The sequence below is a fragment of the Bradyrhizobium sp. USDA 4461 genome (assembly GCF_054055655.1).
In genome coordinates, this window is record NZ_JBSRXM010000001.1 from 7,150,009 (window position 1) to 7,172,230 (window position 22,222).

Consider the following 22,222-nt stretch of genomic DNA (forward strand, 5'->3'; position numbering starts at 1 on the left):
GCGTGACGCCCGCCCGGATTGTTTCCGCCTGCGTGCGCCGCTCACAGTTCAGAAACACTATGCTTACGAAAAGGCGTAATGCCGCCCACAAGCGACGCCTATGCTGGTCGATTGGTGGCTGAGCGCGCCGCAACGCGCGTGAAATGCCCTTATCATGAGGCTCGTGACGGACCATGCTTGCACATACGCCAAAGATCCTCGTCGTCGAGGACGATCTGCCAACCAGAGACCTGATCGCCCGCTACCTGCGCGACCAATCCTGTCTGGTCGCCACGGCCTCGAACGGCCGGGAAATGGATCGTTACCTTGCCGGGCACTCGCTCGATCTCGTCGTGCTCGATCTGATGCTGCCGGGAGAGGACGGACTGACCCTGTGCCGCCGCCTCCGCGGCGATTCGACGATCCCGATCATCATGCTGACCGCGAAGGGCGAGGACCTCGACCGGATCCTCGGGCTCGAGATGGGCGCGGACGACTATCTCGCCAAGCCGTTCAATCCGCGCGAGCTGCTGGCGCGGATCAATGCCGTGCTGCGCCGCCAGGCGCAGGCCGACCTTGCCGGGCGCTCCGGCCAGAGCGCCGCCCGCCTGCGCTTCCACGATTGGACCATCGATCTGCGCTTGCGCGAACTGCGCGATCCCGACGGCGCCCAGGTCACGCTGACCAGCGCCGAGTTCGATCTGCTGCAGGTGTTCTGCGAGCGGCCCGGCCGGATCCTGACGCGCGATGGTCTGTTGACCATGACGCGCAGCCGGCCGGCCAGCCCGTTCGGGCGCAGCATCGACGTGCTGGTCAGCCGGCTTCGCCGCAAGCTCGATATCACCGAAGGATCGTCTGTCATCAGGACGGTGCGCACCGGCGGATACATCTTCACGCCGCATGTGGAGGACGCATGAGCTGGACCCGCAGGATTGCCGCGCTGTTCAGCTTCCACCGGATCAGCGGCCAGATCGCAGCCCTGATCCTGCTGTCGCTGGTGCTGATCCACGCGCTGATCGGGCTTTACTTCACCAGCCAGAAACCGAAATCGTTCGCCGACCGGCCGATCCATCAGTTCCAGCTGGTTGCCAAGCTTCTGGCCGAGGCGCCTCAGGCCAATCGCCCAGCGCTGTTGCAGGCGGCCGACCGGGCCTTTCCCCGCTTGCACTTCACCTTGCGCGACGCCGCTCCAGGCTTGTCTGACAGGGCTTCGTCCGATACGCCCGGCGTCGACGATATCGATGAGTTTTCCGCGAAGGCCGCGGCGGCGGCGGTTCGGTTACCGGACGGAGCCCTGATCGAAGCGACGATCGGCCCGACGAAAATGCCGCCTTTCTTCGGCGCATTCTGGGTCAGCACGTTCCTGTTCCTGTTCGTCAGCGTCACGCTGCTCGGCGTCTGGGCCGGTCGCGCGCTGAGCGCGCCGCTCTCCGCCTTTGCCCGCGCCGCCGAGAATTTCAGCATCAGCCAGGCGGCCGCTCCGCTTCCGGAAACCGGTCCGCAGGAAATCCGCGCTGCCGCGGTCGCACTCAATCGCATGCGCGAACGCATCACCACCCTGATGAACGATCGCACGCGGATGCTGGCTGCCATCAGTCATGATCTGCGGACGCCGATCACCCGGCTGCGGCTGCGGTCCGAATATATCGAGAACGACGCCCAGCGCGCGGAGACCCTGCACGATCTCGACCAGATGCAGGCCATGCTGGAATCCGTGCTGTCGTTCCTGAGCGGCGGCAGCGCGGCGAAGCCGACGCTGGTCAACGTGGCCGCGCTGCTGCAGACGGTCTGCGAGCAATTCTCCGATTGCGGCCACGTCGTGCGCTACCACGGCCCGACCAGGGGATCGCTGCTGATTCGCCCCAGCGAGATCAGCCGCACCGTGACCAATCTGGTGGAAAACGCGCTGCGGTTCGGCAGCGAGGTCGATATCCGGCTCTCCGCATCCGCCGATCGGACCGTCATCGACGTCTCCGACGACGGTCCGGGGATTCCGGAGCACCTCCGGGCCGATATGCTGAAGCCCTTCGTCCGCGGCAACGAGGCCCGCACCATGGACGAGAAGAGCGGCTTCGGGCTTGGTCTTTCGATCGCGCAGGCCTTGGTGCGTGGGCACGGCGGCGAGCTGTCCCTGCACGACAACGAGCCGCACGGCCTTCTGGTCCGCATCGCGCTGCCGGGGGCCGTGCATCTTGGATCGGATCGCGCCGAAGCGAGCCCATCTCGCCCCGCGCTGCGCGAGCTCGTGTCGGGCTAACTCAAGTGAGCTTCTGAGAACGCGGTTTCAGCTCGTCCGGCGTGACACAGCAGTCGCCGCCGGAGGCTCAGCCCTTCTTCGTATCGCCGCGCGTGTGATGCAGCAGATTGTCGCGCAGCCTGACCACGCTCTTCTGCACGATCGGAAACTCGTCCCCGAGCCCGGTGGCCTCGACCAGCGACGCGTTGATCTCCTTGTCGAGCAGGCGCCGGCCGGCGGCCGTCAGGCTCACCCGCACCTGCCGCTCGTCGGCGGGATCGCGGGTGCGGCTGATATAGCCGCTCTGCTCGAGCTTCTTGAGGATCGGCGTCAGCGTGTTGGATTCCAGGAACAGCTTCTCGCCGAGCGCGCTGACGGTCTGGTCGTCCGCCTCCGACAGCGCGATCATGGCAATGTACTGGGTATAGGTCAGGCCGACCGCGTCCAGGATCGGCTTGTAGGCGCGGCCGAAGGCCAGATTGGCCGAATAGACCGCAAAGCACAGAAAATTCGACAGTTTTCGGCCTTTGCTTTCGGCCTTGGCGAGGCGGGTCACGGGCGGCTCCGGAGTTTGTGAAGTCCGGGTCAATATAAATCGTATCCGATTAAATCGGAAGTGCTTGACACGCCCGGGCACGCGGCTTATTTCGACACGCGTCCGATTAGATCGGATGCGATCTAAATTCAACCAGAGGAATTTGCCATGACCACCAATGCCAAGGTTCTCGTCACCGGACAGACCCACGTCACCGCCGGCTCGAACGGTGCCGCCCGCTCGCGCGACGGCTTCCTCGACGTCAAGCTGCCGCAGCCGCACCCGGCCGCCGAAAACCTGTTCGCCGCCGCCTGGTCGGCCTGCTACATCGGCGCGATCCAGCTCGCGGCCGGACAGCGCAAGGTCAAGCTCGCGAGCGAGCCCGAGGTCGACGCCGAGATCGATCTGAACCAGGCCGGCAGCGCCTTCTTCCTGAGCGCGCGCCTCAACGTCCACGTTCCCGGCGTGGAGCGCGACGTCGCGCAACAGCTGATCGAAGCCGCGCACGGCATCTGCCCCTACTCCAAGGCGGTGCACGGCAACATCGACGTCACGACCACCCTCGTTTGAGACCAGCACATGACGACCTCCGACGCGGACCGGCCGCTTGCCGGTTCGCGGTTGGACCGATCCAGACGAAAATCCGGAGTTCAAGATGACCAGTAAGCTGTTGACGGCGACGCGCCTCCTCGCGAGGACGGCCTTGTTCGCGGCGAGTCTCCTGACGATCCCGAGCGCGCAGGCGGAGCAGCCGGCCGGCATCGCCCGAACCGACCTGCAGCGCCACGACCTCAGCGCGGCCGGACGTGAAGCCGTGCAAGTGCGCGTCGACATCGCACCCGGCAAGGCGTTCGGCCGGCACACCCATCCCGGCGAGGAGATCATCTATGTGCTCGCCGGCACGCTCGAATACGATGTCGACGGCAGACCGCCGGCAACGCTGAGGGCCGGTGACGTGCTGTTCATCCCCGCAGGCGCGATCCACGCGGCGAAGAACGTCGGCGACGTCACGGCCAGCGAGCTTGCGACCTATATCGTCGAAAAGGACAAGCCGCTGCTGACCCTCGTGAGGTGACCGATCCCGCCTGCCCGCCCTTTCCTTCAGGGCGGGCGCGGCGGCATCAATTCACTTCGTGCCCTGAGCTTCGGCCTGCACGACCTGCCGCGCATTGAAGATCAGGAAGCTGATCGCGGCCATGATCCAGACGCCGATGCCGCCATAGAGCATCACCCAACCGAACCCGCTCGCGAGTGCCTGATGCACGATCGAGCCGGTCAGCTCCGGCGCCGAAGCGGCGTCGCCGGCGGCGATCCGCTCGGCGATTGCGCGAAGCTGCGCGCCGTCCATCGACGGCAGCACGGCCTTCAGATGCGCCAGCACGCCGCTCGCCAGGATGAACCCCATCAGCGCGATGTTGATCGACAGCGAGACCATGCGCGCGCTCATGTCGATGCCGGACGCCATGCCGGCGCGGTCGCTCGAGACCGAGCCTGTCGTCGTGTTGGTCACCGGCGTATTGGTGATGCCGAGGCCAATTCCGGCAAGCAGGCAGCCCGGCAGCATCGTCAGCCAGTCCGGCTGTGCGGCGGCACTGCCGAACTTCATCAGCATGAATCCGGCGCCGATGGTGAACAGCCCCGCCGGAATGATCAGGCCCGGCTGATAGCGCAGCGACAGCCGCTCGGCGAACGGCGGCATCACCAAGGTCGGCAGTGTGTAGGCGAGCAATGCAAGCCCCGCGGACACGCTGTCATAGCCGAGGCCGGCATGAAACCAGATCGGCAGATAGATCATGAACGGCCAGTAGCTCAGGTTCATCGCCGCCGAGCCGACGATCGAACCGGAGAATGCGGGTATCCGAAACACCGAGAAGTCGAACATCGGTCGACGGCTGACCTTCTCGGCAACCAGGAACGCGATGAAGCTCACGACGGAGACGGCGAAGATTGCAAGCCCCTTCGGACTGACGAAGCCGAGATCAGGCCCCTGCGTGATGTAGAACGCGAGGCAGAACACCGCGAGCGACATCGTCACGATGCCGGCGACGTCGAGGCTGCTGGCCTTGGGGTCTTTCGATTCGTGAACGCCGCCGATGGTCAGCACGAAGGCGATCGCAGCGAACAGCACGTGGACCAGGAACACCCATTCCCAACTCGACACCGCGACCACGGCGCCGCCGATGACCGGCCCGAAGCCGAGGCCGATGCCGAAGATCACGCCCCACCAGCCCCAGGCGACGGCGCGCAGCCGGCCGCCCTGGAATTCGTGCGACAGCACGGCGATCTGGCAGATCAGCAGCGCGCCGCCGCTCAGCCCTTGCAGGAACCGGGCGACGATCAGCATCTCGACGCTCGAGGCGACGCCGCAGATCAGCGAGGTGATGCCGAAGGCGGCGATCGCGACCAGGAAGACGCGCTTGCGCCCGTAGCGGTCCGCCACCGTCCCGATCGCCATCAGCACCGTGGTCACCGCGATGGTGTAGGCGTTCATGATCCATTGCAGCGCCTTGAAGTCGGCATGCAGCACCCGCTCCAGCGTCGGCAGGATCGCGGGAATGCTGGAGATCTCCAATCCAAACATCAGGCAGGCAAGGCATACGGCAGACAGCACGACAGCGCCGCGGCGGCTCAGTTCAGTTGACATGATCGGGCCTTTTGTTGTGACGAGCCAACGGCATACCGCGCGCTGGTGCCAGGGTGCTGGCAGCAGCGTCGGTCGATCGACTCACGATGTCTTGAGGCAGCAGCGGCAGGAATCGGGTGGCCGCGGCGCTTCACAACGCAAAGCTAGTCACCGCTTGAGCATTGGTGAATTCGATGACTAGATATTTCAGAGACAACAATTCCGGATGAATGACATGACCACCCTCGATGTCGATGCCGTCAAGGCGTTCGTGACGATCGCCGATCTCAACAGCTTCACCCGTGCCGCCGATGCGCTCGGCACCACGCAAGGCGCGATCAGCGTGAAGCTGAAGCGACTGGAGCGCCAGGTCGGACAGAGGCTGGTCGAGCGGACGCCGCGATCGGTGCGCCTGTCGGCACAGGGCGCGGTGTTTCTCGAACCCGCGCGCGCCTTCCTTGCCGCGCACGACCGCGCCGTCGCCGGCCTGTCGTCGGCGCGCCGCCGTTTCTCGCTCGGAATAGCCACCCATGTCGGAGCGCCCGAGCTCCCCACGGTGCTGGCGCGGCTGAGCGCGCATGACCCAGCACTCACGATCGAGGTCCGGCTCGATGATGCCCGTGACCTGATCGATGCCTTCGATCGCGCGACGATCGACGCGGTGATCGTGTTTCGCGAGGACGACCGCCGCGACGGCGACGTGCTCGGACCTGATCATTTCGGCTGGTTTGCCACGCCCGGCTTTGTCCATCGCTCCGGCGAGCCGTTTCGACTTGCAGCCTCCTCACCGTCCTGCGGCATCCTCAACACCGCGACGCATGCACTCGACGCTGCGGGACTTCCGTGGACAGAGACCTTCCTTGGTTGCGGCGCCTTTGCCGTTGCCGAGGCCGTTTCAGCCGGCCTTGCGATTTCGGTATTCTCGCGCCGGATGGCGCCTCCCGGCACGATCGAGGTTGGCGAAAAATTCGGCCTCCCTGCGCTGGCCCCGTCCGAGATCGTGCTGCTGTCGGCATTGTCCGACGCCGGATCCCGCGCGATCCTGAAGACGATCGTCAACGCCTTTCGCGACCATCATCGGCCGCCAGTTGATCGGACAGCAAGCAGCACCCCGGCAAAGGTCCTTCAGATGTGAACATCTGCAAGACCGGCTAGCGCCGCGGGCGGCCGGCGCGCTTGCCCTCGAACAGCGCGCGCTCCGCCGCCAGCGCCTTGGCGAGGAAATCGAGCGTCGCGCGAATGCGCGCGGTGCGCTTGAGATCGTCATGGGTCAGTAGCCACAGCGCGGAGCGCGGCTCGACGAGCGCCTTCGGCGTGACCCGCCGCAGCGCGGGCGCGACATCGCCGACGTAACACGGCAGCAAGGCCAGCCCCATTCCCGCCGCCGCGGCGTCACACAGCGCCGGCAGCGCATCGACGCGGCAGGCGATCGGCGCCGCATGAAGCTTCTCGCGCATCCATCCCGCGATGACGGTCCCCGCCAGCGCGTCGTCGAGCCCGATCCAGTCATGCGCCGACAGATCCTTGTCGCCGCGCCGGGCCAGATAGCTGCGCGATCCGTAGACCGCATGGGCAATATCGGCGATCCGCCGCCCGACCAGTAACTCGGACGGCGCCGGCGTCGGCCGGATCGCGATCTCGGCCTCGCGGCGCGTCAGGTTCGCCATCGCGTTGGAGATGATGATCTCCGGCTGGATCTCCGGATGCGCGGCGCGCATCGCGGGCAGATGCCGCATCAGCACCGTGCCGAGCGTATCGGTCGTCGTGATCCGGACCGTGCCCGATGGCCTGAGGTCCTGCCCCTCGAGCTTGCGCTCGAGCGCGAGCACCTCGTCCTCGAGCCGGGCCGCCGACGCCGCCGCGGTCTCGCCGGCCGGCGTCGGCGCGTAACCATCGCGAAAGCGCTCGAACAGCCGCGTCCCGATCACGGTCTCGATCGCGCCGAGGCGACGAAACACCGTCGAATGCGTGACGCCCAACCTGCGCGCCGCGCCCGACAGGCTGCCTTCGCGTGCAACCGCGAGCACGAGGCGGAGGTCATTCCAGTCGAGAGCACTGTGCATTTTTGCAAACTCGCTTCGCATTCTTCGGTAATACCTTATCACAAACAGACAGGCCATCTTCCGGGAATTCGATCGACCGGCGCGACACGCCGCCGGTTGTCCAGAGGAGCTGCAAGGTGACCAGCGAGACCACCGAGACATTCCGATTGCACGACACGCGGCCGGCGGCAGCCGATCCGGGGCGATGGCTGGCGCTGCCGGTGCTGCTGACCGGCGCCTTCCTGCCGATCCTCGACTTCAACGTCGTCAACCTGGCGCTGCCAGCCATTCGCGACAGTCTCGGCGCGAGCCCGGGCGAGGTGCAGTTCGTGATCTCGGCCTATGCCGCGACCTACGCGGTCTTCCTGATCACCGGCGGCCGGCTCGGCGACCTCTTGGGGCGACGGCGCATGTTCCTGACCGGCGTCGCCGGCTTCACGATTGCGTCGGTGATGTGCGGCATTGCCTGGTCGCCCACCGTGCTCGTCGCTGGACGAATTCTTCAGGGCCTCACCGCAACCGTGATGGCGCCGCAAGTGCTCGCGTCGATCCGCGTGCTGTTCCCCGCGGCCGAGCAGGGCCGCGCGCTCGGCTTCTACGGCGCGACGTTCGGCCTCGCCAACATCTGCGGCCAGGTGCTCGGCGGCGTCCTGGTCTCGGCCCATCCGTTCGGACTGGCCTGGCAGGCGATCTTCCTGATCAATCTGCCGATTGGCCTCATCGCCCTCATCGGCGGGCTGCTGTTCCTGACCGACTCGCGCGCCGAGCATGCCCAGCGGCTCGACATCGGCGGCGTCTTCCTGCTGTCGCTCACGCTCGGTCTCCTGGTCTATCCGCTGATCGAGGGCCGCGAATCCGGCTGGCCGATCTGGATCGTCGCAATGCTGCTGGGGTCGCCGCTGTTGCTCGCCGCCTTCGTCCGTTTCGAGGGCCGCCTGTCCGCGCGCGGCGGCGATCCGCTAGTCGCACTGCATCTCCTGCGCAACAGCGATTTCGTGATCGGGCTGGTGATGGCGCTCGCCTTCTACATGCTGTCGTCGTTCTATCTGACCTTTGCGGTCTACCTGCAAAGCGGACTGCATTTTTCGCCGCTCGCGGCCGGCCTTGCCACCCTGCCCTTTGCCACCGGCTTCTTCGTCAGCTCACTGGTGTCGTCGCTGGTGATGCAATGGCTCGGCGCGCGCACGCTGACGCTGGGCTTCGCGCTCCAGGTGATCGGCTTCGGCGTCGTGATGCTGTCGGTCGGCGGCGCGCTGCCGCAAAGCCTCGAGTTCGGCCTGATCTGCGGCGGGCTCGGCTTCGGCACCGTGATGCCGTCGGTGATCAAGGCCGTGATCGGCAGCATCGATCCGCGTCATGCCGGGCTGGCGTCGGGCATGATGATCTCGACATTCCAGATCGGCGCCGCACTCGGCGTCGCGGTCATCGGCGGCGTGTTCTACAGCCTGCTCGGCCCGCATCCGCAGGCCGACGACTACGCGCATGCCTTCACGATCGCACTCGGCTGCAACGTCGCGCTGCTGGCGCTCGGCGGCTGGCTGTCGCTGTGGCTGCCGCGAGAGCCCGCCGCGTGAATTGGCCGGAGGCAATCCTATTTCTTCGCGACCTCGCGCAGCGTGTTGTAGATCCACTCCTCGCCCTGCTTGATGGCCTCGACGCCGATCCTTTCGTCATTGCCATGCATCCGGCTCAGGATGTCGTCGTCGAGCGGATAGGGATAGATGCCATAGACCGGCACGTTGCGCTCGCGCCAGGCGGTGGCGTCGGTCCCAGCCTCGAACATCGTCGGCACCAGCACGGCGTTGGTCCAGACCCGCTTCGCGTTGCGCTCCAGCGCCGCATAAAGCTCGGTCTCGACCGGCGACCCCGGCATCTTGCTCCGCATCAGATAGGCGTCCCGCGCCTCCTGCTGCGTCAACGCGGTGACGATGCTGACCTCGATGCCGGGATCGCCGATCACGCGCTTGATCTCGGCAATCATCTGGTCTGTCGTCGTTCCCGGCAGCAGCCGCGTATTCACGACCGCCTTGGCGTCGCCGGGAATGACGTTGGGCTTGATGCCGGCATCGATCATCGTGATCACCATGGTGTCGCGCAGCAGCGCGTGCAGCAGCAGGCTGTCCTTCGGATTGTCGGCGACCAGCTTCTGTCCGGCCTTATCGAGATCGGCCTGGTCCCTTGCAGCCAGCAGCTGCTTGATATCGGCAGCCGTCTGCTCCGAACTGATCGGCAGCAGCGCCTTGAAATAGGCCTCGGTCGCCGGCACCAGCTTGACCGCCGGATCATGCACCGCGAGCTTGGCCAGCGCCGCGATCAGGCGGTCATTGGCCATCGCGCCGGCCGGGAACGGCCGCGAGGAATGGCCGGAGGGACCGGTCGCCTTCAACGCAAACGTTGCCGAGAGTTTCTCCGCCGTCGTGACGTTGATCTGGCGCACCGTGCCGTCGCGCTCCTGCAGCACATAGCCGCCTTCGTTCAGGGCGAATTCCGCGTCGATCTTGTCCCAGTGGTTCTTCGCCAGCCACACCGTGCTGTACTGGCCCTGCTCCTCGTCGGCCTCGGCGAGGAAGATCACGTCGCGCGACAGCGGCGTCTTCTCCTCGGCCAGCCGCATCACCGCGCTGGCGAAGACGGCGAGCCCGCCCTTGAAGTCCATCGCGCCGCGGCCATAGACGAAACCGTCCTTCTCGACGCCGGCAAACGGCTCGACGGTCCATTTCTCGTGCTCGACCGGAACGACGTCGGCATGCGCGGCCAGCAGCACCGGTTTCTTCGAGCCGTCACCGCGCAGCCGCGCGATGAAATGCGCGGCCTTGCCGTTCGGGGCGACGAAGATGTCCACCTCGGCGCCGAGCGGCGCGAATTGCGACTTCAGATATTCGGCGAGCGCCCGGGTGTCGCCCGGGCCATTCGAGGTGTCGAAGGCGATCAGCTTCTTGAGCAACGCCACCGTGCGGTCGCCATAAGGCTCGGCGGTACCGAAGCCGGTTCCGGAGAAGACGATGCCCGCGGCGAGCATCAAGGAAGCGAAATTGTTCTTGATCTTTGACGTCACGTTCTCGTTCCTCCCGTTTTCTAAAGCATATGCCGCGGGACAGCCTTCAGGCAGCCCTCGGAAACAGCAGTTTCAGCATGGCAGCTGCGACCAGCGTTGTCAGGGCAAGGCCTATGGAAAGATAGAGCGCGCTCGCATCGCCGAGGCGGTCGATCACGACCGCGTAGACCAACGGCGCCGCTGCCGGCAGGATGAAGCTCGGAACGATGAGCCGGCCGACCAGCGTGCCGTAGCTGCGCTGATCGAACAGGATCAGCGGCAGCGTTCCCCGGGTGATGGTCAGAATGCCGTTGCAGGCGCCGTAGAGCAGCGCAAACGCGATTCCCATCTCCTTCGACCATCCGCTGAACAGGCCCGCGATGAAGGACAGCGGCATGATCAGGCAAGCTATCAGGTTGAGTGCGAGCGGATCGAGCCGTGCGCCGAACAGGATTTCACAGAGACGCGCGGCGGATTGCCCGATGCCGCGCAGCGTCGCGATCCATACCGCCACGGTGATCGTGAGCCCGAGGCCTGACAGCACCGCGATCATGTGCGCCGACATGCCGGCGTTGAGGAAGTTCGCGCCGGTCGTGATCACGGCATAAAGCCCGCCGGCCGCCGCCAATTGCCGCCGGCCGACCGCGAGCGGCTTCCGGGCTGCCGTCGCGGCAGCGGTCGGCACGCCGGCAAAACGCCGGTTGGGAATCAGCAGATGCAGCGGAATCGTCAGCAGCGCAAAGCCGGCATAGGCCAGCACCGCGATGCGCCAGCCGAAATGTTCCGAGAGCGCGTGGCCGAGCGGCCAGAACACGGTGGCGGCCAGGCCGCCGAGCAAGGTGATGCCGGACATCGCGCGGCGCGCCTCCGGTCCGCCGATCCGGGCCAGCGCCGCAAATGCCGCATCGTACAGCGTCAGCCGCATGCCGAGCCCGAGAACGATCCACGATGCGAAGTAAGTGCCGATCTGATGCGAGACCGCGAGACCGGCGCAGCCGAGCGCGTTGATGACGGCACCTGCAACCATCACCTCGCGGCCACCGCGACCGTCGACCCATTTTCCCGCAAGCGGCGACGTCACCCCCATCACCAACAGCGCTACGGCAAACCCGCCATAGACGATGTCGCGGCTCCAGCCGAGATCCGCTGATATCTGCTCGCCGAACCCGCCGATCAGATAATAGGTCGCGCCCCACGAGATCAGTTGCGCCAGCCCGAGGGCGGCCACGATCCGGCGTGCGATCACCGGGTTGCTTCCCTGTCCGAGGGGAGCGTGGAGGCGCCCAGCCCGAGCGGCCGTTGCATCAGGACGGTGTCGACCCATTGCCCGAGCTTGAAGCCGACCGATCTCAGCGTTCCCACCATCTCGAAACCCATGCGACGGTGCAGCGCGATCGATCCGGCGTTGCCGCTATTGCCGATCACGGCGATCATTTGCCGCCAGGGCCCCTCCTCCGATCGTTCGATCAGCGCCTGCAGCAGCGCCGCGCCAACGCGGCGGCCGCGCAGGGCTTCCGACACGTAGACCGAATCCTCGATGGTGTTGCGATAGGCGGGCCGCGGCCGGTACGCCGTCGCGTAGGAGTAGCCGGCCACGCGTCCGTCAATATCGGCCACGAGATATGGCAGCCCGGCGGCCAGCACGGCGGCGCGACGCCCAAGCATCTCGTCGAGCGTCGGCGGTACCTCCTCGAACGTCGCCAGCCCGCTGAGCACATGGTGCGCGTAGATGCGCTGCACCTCCGCCATGTCGACCTCGGTGGCGTCGCGGATCACGGTGTTCTCGCTGTTGCTCATCTTTCCATTCTCGTCTCGCGTCGGTGCACGCTGCGCGCACCATAGACCCATCTCGACGTCGCTGCGCGACAGTCCGACATCCGCCAGCAGGCGATCGTCAAGCTCGCGCAGCGCCTGCCAGCGGCGAATCCGCGAATGCGGCGAGACCACAAGATAGCGCCCCAGCTCGACGATGACGCCGCCAATGAACTTGAGGCCGGACAATGCCTGTTTCCCGATCTGTCGAAGTCATCGCTTGCCGGACTATGCGCCCCGGCCTTATATAAGGGAAGCTTTTGCATCTTATGCGCAGCATAAAAGATACTTTGATGAAGAGCCTCAACCTCGACTATCTCGAGAGCTTCGCCGTCGTGATTGACAGCGGCAGCTTCTCGGCCGCGGCCGAGCGATTGCAGCTGACGCAGCCTGCGGTGAGCCTGCAGGTGCGCCAGCTCGAGCGCAGCCTGAATGCGACCTTGATCGAGAGGGTCGGACGACGCGCCAGGCCGACCGCCGCCGGCGCCGCCCTGCTCTCGCATGCGCACCAGATCAACGCCGCCGTGACCTCGGCGGTCGACGCCGTCGCCCAGCAAACCACGGGAACCGCCGGCCGTGTGCGGCTCGGCACCGGCGCGACGGCCTGCATCTTCCTGCTGCCGCCGATTCTCAGGGAGTTGCGGACTGCATTGCCGTCGCTGGAGATCACGGTCACGACCGGCAACACCGCGGAGATCGCGCGGGCGGTCGAGGACAACACGATCGACATCGCGCTGGTGACGTTGCCGGTGTCGGGACGCAGCTTCGAGATCACTCCGGTCATGAGCGACGAGTTCGTGCTGATCGCGCCGCGCGACATGAAGCTGCCGGCGCGGGTCACGCCGGAGGTGCTGGCGACCCGGCCGGTGCTGCTGTTCGAGCCCGGCGGCAACACCCGGCGCACTGCCGACGAGTGGCTGGCGCGCGGCGGCGTGTCGCTGAAGCCGTTGATGTCACTCGGCAGCGTCGAGGCGATCAAGGAGATGGTGCGCGCCGGCCTTGGCTGCGCAATCCTGCCCGGCATGGCCGTCCCTGCCAGGACCAAGCAACACGACCTGATCGTCCGGTCGCTGTCGCCCAAACTCCACCGCCGGCTCGCGGTCGTGATCCGCCGCGACAAGCGCCTCGACCGCGGGCTGCGCGAGATGCTGTCGGCGCTGAAGGCGCTCTCGGCCGCGAAGGACAACGAGCGCTAGGGAGGACGCCGCGCGTCCTCCCTGCTCCACCGCTCAAGTCGCCTTGCGTTCCTGCTCGGCGATCTTGCGGAACGCGGCCTCGCCGGCATCGGTCACTGCCGCCCACTTCGCGTTCGGCGTGGTCTCGGCCTCGTAGTTGTCGTGCCAGTTCCACCATTTGTAGGTCGGGCCCTGTGGGTAGCCCTTCGGCGAATCCTCCCAGAGCTCCTGCCGACCGAACGGCGTGATGTCGAGATAGCTCCACACCGTGCCCATTGATTCATCGCCGCGGCTGTTGACGAAGTAGGTGCGGAAGATCCGCTCGCCATCACGGATGAACACGTTGTGGCCGTGCCACTCGGCGACGCCGAAGTCGGCGTCAAAACTATCGGTGATGGTGTACCACGGCATCTCCCATTCCATCCGCGCCTTCAGCCGCGCGATGTCGGCCTGCGGTGCGCGCGAGGCGTAGGCCAGCGTGGTGTCGCGCTGGTTCAGGTGCGAGAGGTGGCTGACCTGATCGGCGCCGAGCGAGCAGCCGCGGCAGGCGTGATCCGGCCAGCCGAACACGCCGGGCTCGAAGAACGCGCGGTAGATGATCAACTGCCGGCGGCCCTCGAACAGATCGAGCAGGCTCATCTTGCCGTTCGGTCCTTCGAAGACATACGGCTTCTCGACCGCCATCCAGGGCATCCGCCGCCGCTCCGCCGCCAGCGCGTCGCGCGCGCGCACATGCGCCTTCTCCTTCACCAGCATCTCCAGGCGCGCCGCCTCCCACGCCTCGCGCGACACCACCGGCGGGGTCTGCATCGCCGACAGTCCGCCGCGGTCGTTTTCTGCTGATTTGGTCATGATGCTCTCCATCTTTCGAATTGGACGAACTCCGGGACCCCTGCGCAGTTCCAGCGCCGGCGGCCGTTCGTCATTGGCCATGCCGCAATCTGGCGCGGCGGCCGTGATGAACGGGAGTGACAAGTGTGTCGGGATTTGCGCGCATTGGCGCCCCGCGGGCTCCTTGCATAATGCTTGCACTTTGCAAGCATTTATGCGAGCCTTTCGCCATGAAACAGACCGACCGTGCCTCCGACGACGGCCTGAAGCTCAGCGCCTGGCTGCCCTATCGCCTGTTCCTGGTCGCAGCCCAGATCGCGCGCCCGCTGGAGAGCTTCTACAGCGAGACATTCGGGCTGAGCCAGGCCGGCTGGCGCATCCTCGCCGTCATCGCCGAGCGCGATGCGGCCAATGCCGCCGAGATCGGCCGCGCCTGCGCGCTCGATCCGTTCGCGGTCAGCCGCGGCATCGGCCAGCTCACCGAGCTCGGCTTCGCGGTGCGGCGTCCCGGCAAGACCGACCGCCGTTACGCTGCGGTCAGCATCACCCGCAGCGGCCGGGCCGCGTTCAACCGGATCGCCGCACTCGGCAGCGCGATCGAGGCGCGGCTGCTGGCGCGCCTCTCCGACAGCGAGCAAACCACGCTCGATACCGCCCTCACCCGGCTCGAGGCGGAGAGCGCGCGGATCGACGTGGGCGGCTGGCGCGCGCTGCGCGACGACATTGGCGCGCCATGACCGCCGCGCTGTTCGCGCTGACCGCACTGCTCTGGGGCGGCGGCGCGCTGGCCACCGCGATGCAGGCCGGCGTCACGCCCGCGCCATGGTCGGTGGCGCTGCGCATGGTGCTCGCAGGTCTCATCCTGCTCGGCTACGGGCGGCTGCGCGGCGTGCCGCTTGCGATCCCGCGCAAGGACCGCTCGGCCGTCGCGTTGCAGGGCCTGCTGTTCTTCGCCATCGCTTTCATCGCCTTCTATGAAGCCACCGCGCGGATGCCGAGCGGCGTTGCGGCGCTGGTGCTCTCGACCTCGTCGCTGTTCGCCGCCGTGATCGCACGCGCCGCGCTCGGTGTGCCGATCTCCTCCGGCTTCGTGTGGGGCGCGCTGTGCGGGATCGCCGGGCTCGCGATCATCTTCCTGCCCGGCGCCGGCGCGCATGGCACCGCATCGCTCGCAGGTTTCGCCTGGGCGCTCACGGCGGCGATCGCGACCGGCGCCGGCACCACCGTCGGCGCGCGCAACCAGCGTGCCGGATTGCCGGTTTCTTCTGTGCTGGCCTGGGGCGCCTTCGTCGGCGCAGCCGCGAGCGCGCTGTGGGCGGTCGCGACCGGCACGCGGTTTGCGGTCGATTTGTCGCTGTCCTATGTCACGAGCTTCCTCTATCTCGCCGTCGCAGCGTCCTGCATCACCTTCATGCTGTATTTCGAGCTGGTACGCCGGCTCGGTCCCGGCCGCGCCGCCTACACGCTCGCGCTCGTGCCGCTCGTCGCCCTCGTGCTGTCGGCGCTGTTCGAGCACCTCGCGCTGGGCTGGCCGGTACTCGCCGGCGCCGCCGCGATCCTTGCCGGCAATGTGCTGGTGCTGGCACGGGCTTAGGTTTCGATCGGCTGCCGCGCCGGGCAACCAACGCAATTGACGCCCGGACAATATCTGACTAAAGTCAGATATGCTCGACCCCGTTTCCCGCGTTCGCCGCTTCAACCGTGCCGTCACCTCTGCGGTCGGCGCGCTCGACACCTCGTTCCTCGGCCGCGGCCGGCCGCTGGGGGCGGCGCGGGTGCTGAACGCGATCGGCCACGGACGTGCCGATGTCGGCGACATCAGGGATTATCTCGGGCTCGATTCCGGCCTGATGAGCCGCCTGCTGCGCAGCCTCGAGGACGAAGGGCTGATCGAGACCACCGCACATGGCGACGACGCCCGCCGCCGCATCGCCAGGCTGACGCCGACAGGCAAGCGCGAGTTCAACGCCTATGAGGCGATCTCGAATCGGCAGGCCAAGGACTTTCTTGGCCACCACAGCCAGCGCGAGGCGCTGCTGGCGGCGATGGATCTGATCGCCTCGGCACTCGGGCGCGACGGCACCTCGCTGGATGAGATGGACCCGCGCAGCGACGAGGCGCGCTATTGCCTCGGCGAGTACTACGCCGAGCTCGCCCGACGCTTCAAGCAGGGCTTTGACGTCAAACTGTCGCGCGATCCCGAGGCCAAGGACATGGTGCGCCCGCGCGGCAGCTTCATCGTGGCGATGTCGGACGGCCTGCCGCTCGGCTGCGTCGGGCTGAAAGGCACGGGCGGCGAGTTCGCGGAGATCAAGCGGCTGTGGGTCGCGCCGGCCGCGCGCGGGCTCGGCCTCGGCCGCCGCCTGATGGACGCCGCGGAGAAAGCCGCGCGCGAGCTCGGCATCGCGGTGCTGAGGCTCGACACCAACAGCGCGCTGGCGGAAGCCGGTCAGCTCTACCGCAGGACGGGCTGGACCGAGATCCCGCGCTTCAACGACGATCCCTACCCCGACCTGTTCTTCGAAAAGCGGCTCTGAGCGGCGTAGCGCGCGCGGCCGCTGCATGCCCGTGTTGTCCGGCACGTTGCGCTGGCCTAAGACAGCGTCATGACCGTTCGCCCCATCGTCCGCTATCCCGATCCGCGCCTCGCTCTGCCGGCTGAGCCGGTGGCCGTGTTCGACGACGCGCTGCGCGAGCTGGCGGCCGACCTGCTCGAGACCATGCGCGCCGCGCCCGGCATCGGCATCACCGCACCGCATATCGGCGTGCCGCTGCGCGTCGTGGTGCTCGAGCTCGACGCCAGTGAAGGCCCGCGCACCTACGTCAATCCGGAGATCATCCGGACCTCGCCCGAGATGATCCTGCACAAGGAAGGCAGCGTCTCGATGCCCGGCGTCACCGACGAGGTCGAGCGCCATGCGCGGGTCCGCATCCGTTATCAGGATCTCGATGGCAACATGCAGACCGAGGAGTCCGATGGGCTGCGTGCGGTGTGCCATCAGCACGAGATCGATCAGCTCGACGGCGTGTTCTGGATCAGGCGTTTGTCCCGCCTGAAGCGGGAGCGATTGATCAAGCGGTATGAGAAGCTGTCGCGCGGTTAAGCGAGATTCGTAAGGCGGGTTTGCGAAACGCAACCCGCCGAAACCAGCATCACTGGTGAGATTGGTCGGTGGATTAGGCCTCCGGCTAATCCACCCTACGGCACCGTGCGAGTCCGCCTGCGTTGCTAGCCTCCCGCCATCAAATCCTTCGCCAGCGTCATGTAGGCCGGAAGCGTCACCGGGTCGTTGGCAGCGTTGCCCGCCATCGGGTGCGAGGCGTAGCGCGCGATCACCATCTCGGCCTTGGGATCGATATAGATGCCCTGGCCATGCACGCCGCGCGCCATGTAGGCGCCATGCGCATTGTGCGTCACCCACCATTGATTGCGGTAGGATGCGCCGGGCAGCGTGGCGTAGCCGGCCGGCTTGAATTTCTCGGGATCGCCGCCGCGCGCGATGTCCTCGACCACCGTGGACGGCACGATCTGGCGGCCATTGAAGCGGCCGTGGTTGCGGATGGTCTCGCCGAAGCGGGCGAGATCGCGCAGCGTGGTCGAGAGACCGCCGCCACCGCTCTCGGTGCCGATCCGATCGACGTGGTAATGCGCATCCTCCTCCGCGCCCATCGGCGCCCAGATCCGCTCGGACAGCAGGTCGGACAAGGTCATGCCGCTGGCCCGCCTGATGATGAAGGCCAGCACGTCGGAATTGACGGTCTTGTAGGCGAAGGCCTTGCCGTGCTCACCCTGCTTCTGCTGTCCGCAGAGGAAATCGAAGATGTTGGTCGCGCCGTCGTAGCCGGGCGGGATCGGCGCCATGCCGTTGGCGCGCCGCAGCCCCCACACGTCGGAATTCCGGTCGGTATAGACCTCGGTGTATTTCAGCCCCGTGGTCATATCCATTGCCTCGTGCACGCGCGCGTCGCCGAATGCGCTGGCCTTCAGCTCCGGCACGTAGTCCGTGATCGGCGCCCGCGGATCGATCTTGCCCTCGGCGATCAGGATGCCGGCGAGCGTGCCGGTGAACGATTTCGTCACAGACATCGCGATATGCGGCTTGTGCGGTTTCAACGCGCCGAAATAGCGCTCGTAGATCAGTTTGCCCCGATGCAGCACGGCGATGCCGTCGGCGTAGCTGTCCTCGAGCATGCGCGCAAAAGTCTGCGGCCGGCCGTCCATCGTCACCGACGCGGATGCGCCGATATCGTGATCCTCGCGCGGCAGCTCCGATGCCGGCCCTGCCCCGCGCCAGACATTCACCGTCGGCACCAGCTGGCGGATGTTGCTCCAGGCCCAGCGCAGCTCGGGGAAGCTGCGGAACGAGCCGTCCTGGAACGTGATGGTCTTGTCCTGCGGCGGCGGAAAGCCCTGCATCCAGCCGAGCACTTGCGGATCGCTCTCGGCGGCGGTGAGATTTTGTTGTTGATTGGCGGCGGCTGCGACGGACATCAATGACGGCTCCGGGAGGGACGATACGGGATTCGTAACATAGTCAGACACCCGGCACACCCGGCATGTGTGCCGGCCAAAGGAGGACTTCTAGGCACAGGCGAAATCATGTAGCTTGCAACCTTTCCGCCGCAGACCTTTTCGCGTTCGCAAGACATTTTCCGTTGGAGCTCGGTATGGAACCGACCGTAAGACTGCGTCTTGGTGACCTGTTCGATGGGCCTTCCGATCTCATCGCGCTGCCGTGCTCGACGGCGGGCACCATCACCGGATTTGTCGCTCGTTCGCTGGTTCATCACTCAATTCCACATCCGAGCGAGCGAATGGAGCTCGGCACCGTCGAGATCGTGCCGTTTGAAGGTGCGGACAACATTGCGCAATACGTCGGTTTTGCTGCGTCGGTTCGCGGCAGGTATTCAACCGTCCCCGCCATCGAGTCGATCGGCCAAAAGCTGGGCCAGTTCACCCGCGATCACCCCTCGGTGAGGGCCGTCTCGGCTCCGCTCCTGGGAGCCGGCGCCGGCGGCCTGCGGAGCGAGAAGGTCGTGGCCGCCCTGAAGGCCGGCTTTTGCGCAACGGCGGCGTCTCATGCATCGCTGACCATCCATGTGCTTCACCGCGACGTTTATGAGCGTCTGAGAAACGATCGCCCCACCGAGACGGCGACAACCCCATCAACGGAGTCGCCGCGTGTCTTCATCAGCCACACGTCAAAATCGGACGAAGCCGTCGCGTGGGTGAAAAGCCTCGCGCTTTACCTGATCGAGCACGGCATCCAGGCAAGGCTTGACAAGTTTCATCTGCGGCGTGGCATGGATCTGCCGCAGTGGATGTGCAACGAACTCGCGATGGCCAAAAAGGTGATTGTCGTATGCGATGAAGCCTACAAGCAGAAGGCGGATGGGCGCCTTGGCGGCGTCGGCTGGGAGACAATGATCATTCAGGGAGACATCGCCAGTCTTCCGCCGGAGAGCACCAAATACCAGATCATCGTGCGAACGAACGACATCGCCGAGGGAACGCCGCTCTATCTGAAGACGCGATATGCATTCCACGCCCCGACCACGGACACGTCGCAAAGTTTCCGGCAGGAATTGCTCAATGAGCTTCTGGACGTGCCGATCATGCCGATTGCCGAGGCAAACGAGTTCCGGCTCTGATCCCGGCGAGGTCCGCGATCCACATACCAACGACATCGCGGATTGCTGCTTGCCGCAGATCCGCCCTACGCGTTTGCCGCCGCCCGCTCGATCGTGGCAATGTCGATGTTCTTCATCGTCATCATCGCTTCCATCGCGCGCTTGCCGGCGGCGCGATCGGCGCCGTTGACGAGTTCGAGCAGCCGCCGCGGCGTGATCTGCCAGGTAAAGCCCCAGCGATCCCGGCACCACCCGCACGGCAATTCCTTGCCACCGTGCGACGTGACGGCATTCCAGTAGCGATCGGTCTCCTCCTGGCTGTCGGTCAACACCATGAAGCTGACCGCCTCGTTCGGCGTGAAGTTGGAGCCGCCGTTCAGCCCGACGAAGCGGCGGCCGAGCACGGTGAATTCGACCGTCAGTTCCTCGCCCTGCCCGATGCCCGGTATCGGCGATATATGCCCCGCATCGACATGGCTGTCGGGAAACGTCGCGGCGTAGAACTCCGCCGCTGCGCGCGCCTGGCCCTGATCGAACCAAAGGCATGTGACGAGATCGGTCATGTGCAGTCCTCCTTGTGTGGGCAAAGGACGGTTGACGACGACGCCGGCCGACAGGCTGATGAAAATAATTCGCGGAACACCACCGCCTCCAAACACACCACTGTCGCCCTGGCGAAAAGCCAGGACCACGTCGAACCTGTTGCGATACCGCGAGCCATACGTCCGCATTGCCGCGACGGGAACCGCCCGGGCCTTTGCGTCTGGTTTCGCCCGCTTTCGAAACAGAGGGCGCAGGGAAGACCGGGTGCCGATCGCACCCATGGGCCCCGAGCAATGGGTAGAAAGCTCGGGGGTAGGACCACAGGTGTAACCGGAAACAACCCGGCCTTCCCTGCGCGATGGTTGTGCGGCTTATACGTGCTCTCCCCGGCGAGACTTGGCTTTGTTGTCACCGTCTTCGCAACGCGCATTTGCGCAATCCGAAAAGACACCTGCCACTACTAGGGCGTCAGGCCTGCACGACTTCGCCGTCCGCCTCATGCACGTTCGTCAACTGCGCATTCGGCGTCCACCGCATCTCGACCCGCGTTCGTGACGACCGCGAAGCGCCCTCGTGTCGGGCGAGACGGCGCATTTGTATACTGAATTTTCCTTCTGATAAAGCGAAATATTTTCACGCGAGGTGATTGACAGGGTTTGCTGAGTTGCCCGTCGGGGTGATATGTCGCAGGTCGCGCGAAGCAATTTGATTTGCATCGAGGCAACTCAGCCGCGCGACGTCTCCACTGTAGTCCGTAGCCCGGATGGAGCGCAGCGCAATCCCGGGACCGGGTCTGCCATTCGCAAGGACCCGGATTACGCTTCGCTCCATCCGGGCTACGATTGCGGTCAAAAGAAACCCAACATCGGCTGTCGGGGCACGCGCCGCGCATTCGTCCTCGGGACGCCTGGCAAGGACACGGAGAGACACGATGCCACCTATCATCACCGCCTTCGAGCGATCCCCCGACGGCGGCAAGGGGTTGGCGCGCGACACGCGCGTCCGCTGGGCGCTGGAGGAAGTGGGGCAGCCTTACGAAGTCCGCCTGGTTTCATTCGAGGCGATGAAGCAGCCCGCACATCTCACGCTGCATCCGTTCGGTCAGATTCCGACCTATGAGGACGGCGATCTCGCGCTGTTCGAGACGGGGTCGATCGTGCTCCACATCGCCGAGCGCCATGCGGGCCTGCTACCCGACAATGCCAACGCCCGCGCCCGCGCAATCAGCTGGATGTTTGCCGCGGTCAACACCGTGGAACCGGCGATCCTCGAACTCGTCACCACGAGGATACTGGAGGGCGACAAGCCCTGGAGCAAAGCGCGTCTGCCGCTGGTGATGGATCGCATTCGCGAGCGGCTGAAACAGCTCTCCGCGCGTCTCGGCGAGGCCGACTGGCTCGACGGCCGATTCAGCGCGGGCGACCTGATGATGGTCTCGGTGCTGCTCAGACTGAGAGCATCGGGCCTCCTCGACGAATACCCGAACGTCGCCGCCTATGTCGCGCGCGGCGAAGCGCGGCCGGCTTACCGGCGGGCGTTCGCGGCGCAGCTTGCGGTCAACACGCGCTAGCGGCGGACGCAGCCCGCCTCACGTTCATCACGCGAAGACGCGATGGATCACGTTTCATTCATCCGGTCTTTCAGCGACGATACACATCGCTGTAACCCAACCGCGACGGCCGCATGACTCACGCAGCGTTGAGCCGGCGTGAGCGAGGATTGCATTTAACTCCGCCGTTGCTGCGCGCACTTATCCGACGAGGCCAGACTGCTTGGCCCCA

At 66.0% G+C, this 22,222-nt stretch carries 22 protein-coding genes; 13 read left to right on the forward strand and 9 right to left on the reverse strand.

The window, feature by feature from the left end; all coding sequences use genetic code 11:
• Nucleotides 1-173 precede the first annotated feature (173 nt).
• Both ACVINW_RS33780 and ACVINW_RS33785 read left to right on the forward strand, forming a co-directional pair.
• Nucleotides 174-896 (forward strand): response regulator, encoded by a 723-nt coding sequence (locus ACVINW_RS33780; protein WP_456755269.1) that lies wholly within the window; start codon nucleotides 174-176, stop codon nucleotides 894-896.
• The gene (locus tag ACVINW_RS33785) at nucleotides 893-2,236 is read left to right on the forward strand and encodes an ATP-binding protein (protein WP_456755270.1); all 1,344 of its coding nucleotides are present in this window, start codon (nucleotides 893-895) and stop codon (nucleotides 2,234-2,236) included. The genes ACVINW_RS33780 and ACVINW_RS33785 overlap by 4 nt, the downstream gene beginning before the upstream one ends.
• A gap of 67 nt (nucleotides 2,237-2,303) precedes the next feature.
• On the opposite strand, the gene ACVINW_RS33790 is transcribed toward ACVINW_RS33785, so the two are convergent.
• A complete protein-coding gene (locus ACVINW_RS33790) occupies nucleotides 2,304-2,771 on the reverse strand; it encodes a MarR family winged helix-turn-helix transcriptional regulator (RefSeq protein WP_456755271.1) in 468 nt (155 codons plus the stop codon).
• Nucleotides 2,772-2,918: 147 nt separating this feature from the next.
• On the opposite strand from ACVINW_RS33790, the gene ACVINW_RS33795 reads away from it, so the two are divergent.
• Together ACVINW_RS33795 and ACVINW_RS33800 are read left to right on the forward strand one after the other, a co-directional pair.
• A complete protein-coding gene (locus ACVINW_RS33795) occupies nucleotides 2,919-3,320 on the forward strand; it encodes an Ohr family peroxiredoxin (protein WP_456755272.1) in 402 nt (133 codons plus the stop codon).
• An 85-nt stretch (nucleotides 3,321-3,405) separates the two neighbouring features.
• On the forward strand, nucleotides 3,406-3,825 hold the full coding sequence (locus tag ACVINW_RS33800) for a cupin domain-containing protein (protein ID WP_456755273.1): 420 nt from the start codon (nucleotides 3,406-3,408) through the stop codon (nucleotides 3,823-3,825).
• Between the two features lie 51 nt (nucleotides 3,826-3,876).
• On the opposite strand, the gene ACVINW_RS33805 is transcribed toward ACVINW_RS33800, so the two are convergent.
• On the reverse strand, nucleotides 3,877-5,394 hold the full coding sequence (locus ACVINW_RS33805; protein WP_456755274.1) for an MFS transporter: 1,518 nt from the start codon (nucleotides 5,392-5,394) through the stop codon (nucleotides 3,877-3,879).
• 214 nt (nucleotides 5,395-5,608) lie between these two features.
• Here ACVINW_RS33805 and ACVINW_RS33810 point away from each other — a divergent pair, with 214 nt between their 5' ends.
• Complete coding sequence (locus ACVINW_RS33810) at nucleotides 5,609-6,508, forward strand: LysR family transcriptional regulator (protein WP_456755275.1); 900 nt, start codon at nucleotides 5,609-5,611, stop codon at nucleotides 6,506-6,508.
• Nucleotides 6,509-6,524: 16 nt separating this feature from the next.
• Here ACVINW_RS33810 and ACVINW_RS33815 read toward each other — a convergent pair whose 3' ends face one another.
• A complete protein-coding gene (locus ACVINW_RS33815; protein ID WP_456755276.1) occupies nucleotides 6,525-7,436 on the reverse strand; it encodes a LysR family transcriptional regulator in 912 nt (303 codons plus the stop codon).
• A 116-nt stretch (nucleotides 7,437-7,552) separates the two neighbouring features.
• On the opposite strand from ACVINW_RS33815, the gene ACVINW_RS33820 reads away from it, so the two are divergent.
• Nucleotides 7,553-8,989, forward strand: a complete 1,437-nt coding sequence (locus ACVINW_RS33820) for an MFS transporter (RefSeq protein ID WP_456755277.1) — start codon at nucleotides 7,553-7,555, stop codon at nucleotides 8,987-8,989.
• Nucleotides 8,990-9,006: 17 nt separating this feature from the next.
• On the opposite strand, the gene ACVINW_RS33825 is transcribed toward ACVINW_RS33820, so the two are convergent.
• The 3 genes from ACVINW_RS33825 to ACVINW_RS33835 are packed head-to-tail and all read right to left on the reverse strand — an operon-like array spanning nucleotide 9,007 to nucleotide 12,450.
• On the reverse strand, nucleotides 9,007-10,470 hold the full coding sequence (locus ACVINW_RS33825) for a M20/M25/M40 family metallo-hydrolase (protein ID WP_456755278.1): 1,464 nt from the start codon (nucleotides 10,468-10,470) through the stop codon (nucleotides 9,007-9,009).
• Between the two features lie 46 nt (nucleotides 10,471-10,516).
• Entirely contained in the window at nucleotides 10,517-11,695 is a 1,179-nt protein-coding gene (locus ACVINW_RS33830; RefSeq protein WP_456755279.1) for an MFS transporter, read from the reverse strand.
• Complete coding sequence (locus ACVINW_RS33835; RefSeq protein ID WP_456755280.1) at nucleotides 11,692-12,450, reverse strand: GNAT family N-acetyltransferase; 759 nt, start codon at nucleotides 12,448-12,450, stop codon at nucleotides 11,692-11,694. The genes ACVINW_RS33830 and ACVINW_RS33835 overlap by 4 nt, the downstream gene beginning before the upstream one ends.
• A 104-nt stretch (nucleotides 12,451-12,554) precedes the next feature.
• Between ACVINW_RS33835 and ACVINW_RS33840 the strand changes: the two genes are divergently transcribed.
• Nucleotides 12,555-13,457: a LysR family transcriptional regulator gene (locus ACVINW_RS33840; RefSeq protein WP_456755281.1), complete on the forward strand. Its 903-nt coding sequence runs from the start codon at nucleotides 12,555-12,557 to the stop codon at nucleotides 13,455-13,457.
• Nucleotides 13,458-13,490: 33 nt separating this feature from the next.
• Here the strand turns inward: ACVINW_RS33840 and ACVINW_RS33845 are convergent, their stop codons facing one another.
• Nucleotides 13,491-14,288, reverse strand: a complete 798-nt coding sequence (locus tag ACVINW_RS33845) for a DUF899 domain-containing protein (RefSeq protein ID WP_456755282.1) — start codon at nucleotides 14,286-14,288, stop codon at nucleotides 13,491-13,493.
• A gap of 209 nt (nucleotides 14,289-14,497) precedes the next feature.
• On the opposite strand from ACVINW_RS33845, the gene ACVINW_RS33850 reads away from it, so the two are divergent.
• The 4 genes from ACVINW_RS33850 (at nucleotide 14,498) to ACVINW_RS33865 (ending at nucleotide 17,371) form a co-directional block, all read left to right on the forward strand.
• A complete protein-coding gene (locus ACVINW_RS33850; protein WP_456755283.1) occupies nucleotides 14,498-15,004 on the forward strand; it encodes a MarR family winged helix-turn-helix transcriptional regulator in 507 nt (168 codons plus the stop codon).
• Nucleotides 15,001-15,861, forward strand: a complete 861-nt coding sequence (locus tag ACVINW_RS33855) for a DMT family transporter (protein WP_456755284.1) — start codon at nucleotides 15,001-15,003, stop codon at nucleotides 15,859-15,861. The genes ACVINW_RS33850 and ACVINW_RS33855 overlap by 4 nt, the downstream gene beginning before the upstream one ends.
• Nucleotides 15,862-15,931: 70 nt before the next feature.
• Nucleotides 15,932-16,804, forward strand: a complete 873-nt coding sequence (locus tag ACVINW_RS33860; protein ID WP_456755285.1) for a bifunctional helix-turn-helix transcriptional regulator/GNAT family N-acetyltransferase — start codon at nucleotides 15,932-15,934, stop codon at nucleotides 16,802-16,804.
• A 69-nt stretch (nucleotides 16,805-16,873) separates the two neighbouring features.
• Nucleotides 16,874-17,371, forward strand: a complete 498-nt coding sequence (locus tag ACVINW_RS33865) for a peptide deformylase (protein WP_456755286.1) — start codon at nucleotides 16,874-16,876, stop codon at nucleotides 17,369-17,371.
• Between the two features lie 125 nt (nucleotides 17,372-17,496).
• Here the strand turns inward: ACVINW_RS33865 and ACVINW_RS33870 are convergent, their stop codons facing one another.
• The gene (locus ACVINW_RS33870; RefSeq protein WP_456755287.1) at nucleotides 17,497-18,759 is read right to left on the reverse strand and encodes a serine hydrolase domain-containing protein; all 1,263 of its coding nucleotides are present in this window, start codon (nucleotides 18,757-18,759) and stop codon (nucleotides 17,497-17,499) included.
• Between the two features lie 176 nt (nucleotides 18,760-18,935).
• Here ACVINW_RS33870 and ACVINW_RS33875 point away from each other — a divergent pair, with 176 nt between their 5' ends.
• A complete protein-coding gene (locus ACVINW_RS33875) occupies nucleotides 18,936-19,919 on the forward strand; it encodes a toll/interleukin-1 receptor domain-containing protein (protein WP_456755288.1) in 984 nt (327 codons plus the stop codon).
• Between the two features lie 65 nt (nucleotides 19,920-19,984).
• Here ACVINW_RS33875 and ACVINW_RS33880 read toward each other — a convergent pair whose 3' ends face one another.
• On the reverse strand, nucleotides 19,985-20,461 hold the full coding sequence (locus tag ACVINW_RS33880; protein WP_456756559.1) for a VOC family protein: 477 nt from the start codon (nucleotides 20,459-20,461) through the stop codon (nucleotides 19,985-19,987).
• A 911-nt stretch (nucleotides 20,462-21,372) separates the two neighbouring features.
• On the opposite strand from ACVINW_RS33880, the gene ACVINW_RS33885 reads away from it, so the two are divergent.
• On the forward strand, nucleotides 21,373-22,011 hold the full coding sequence (locus ACVINW_RS33885) for a glutathione S-transferase family protein (protein ID WP_456755289.1): 639 nt from the start codon (nucleotides 21,373-21,375) through the stop codon (nucleotides 22,009-22,011).
• Nucleotides 22,012-22,222 lie beyond the last annotated feature (211 nt).

Bases quoted from the DNA above. Each gene is read 5' to 3' on its own strand.
- ACVINW_RS33780 (WP_456755269.1), top strand. From the start codon at position 174: ATGCTTGCACATACGCCAAAGATCCTCGTCGTCGAGGACGATCTGCCA.
- ACVINW_RS33785 (WP_456755270.1), top strand. From the start codon at position 893: ATGAGCTGGACCCGCAGGATTGCCGCGCTGTTCAGCTTCCACCGGATC.
- ACVINW_RS33795 (WP_456755272.1), top strand. From the start codon at position 2,919: ATGACCACCAATGCCAAGGTTCTCGTCACCGGACAGACCCACGTCACC.
- ACVINW_RS33800 (WP_456755273.1), top strand. From the start codon at position 3,406: ATGACCAGTAAGCTGTTGACGGCGACGCGCCTCCTCGCGAGGACGGCC.
- ACVINW_RS33805 (WP_456755274.1), bottom strand. From the start codon at position 5,394: ATGTCAACTGAACTGAGCCGCCGCGGCGCTGTCGTGCTGTCTGCCGTA.
- ACVINW_RS33810 (WP_456755275.1), top strand. From the start codon at position 5,609: ATGACCACCCTCGATGTCGATGCCGTCAAGGCGTTCGTGACGATCGCC.
- ACVINW_RS33815 (WP_456755276.1), bottom strand. From the start codon at position 7,436: ATGCACAGTGCTCTCGACTGGAATGACCTCCGCCTCGTGCTCGCGGTT.
- ACVINW_RS33840 (WP_456755281.1), top strand. From the start codon at position 12,555: ATGAAGAGCCTCAACCTCGACTATCTCGAGAGCTTCGCCGTCGTGATT.
- ACVINW_RS33845 (WP_456755282.1), bottom strand. From the start codon at position 14,288: ATGACCAAATCAGCAGAAAACGACCGCGGCGGACTGTCGGCGATGCAG.
- ACVINW_RS33850 (WP_456755283.1), top strand. From the start codon at position 14,498: ATGAAACAGACCGACCGTGCCTCCGACGACGGCCTGAAGCTCAGCGCC.
- ACVINW_RS33855 (WP_456755284.1), top strand. From the start codon at position 15,001: ATGACCGCCGCGCTGTTCGCGCTGACCGCACTGCTCTGGGGCGGCGGC.
- ACVINW_RS33860 (WP_456755285.1), top strand. From the start codon at position 15,932: ATGCTCGACCCCGTTTCCCGCGTTCGCCGCTTCAACCGTGCCGTCACC.
- ACVINW_RS33865 (WP_456755286.1), top strand. From the start codon at position 16,874: ATGACCGTTCGCCCCATCGTCCGCTATCCCGATCCGCGCCTCGCTCTG.
- ACVINW_RS33870 (WP_456755287.1), bottom strand. From the start codon at position 18,759: ATGTCCGTCGCAGCCGCCGCCAATCAACAACAAAATCTCACCGCCGCC.
- ACVINW_RS33875 (WP_456755288.1), top strand. From the start codon at position 18,936: ATGGAACCGACCGTAAGACTGCGTCTTGGTGACCTGTTCGATGGGCCT.
- ACVINW_RS33880 (WP_456756559.1), bottom strand. From the start codon at position 20,461: ATGACCGATCTCGTCACATGCCTTTGGTTCGATCAGGGCCAGGCGCGC.
- ACVINW_RS33885 (WP_456755289.1), top strand. From the start codon at position 21,373: ATGCCACCTATCATCACCGCCTTCGAGCGATCCCCCGACGGCGGCAAG.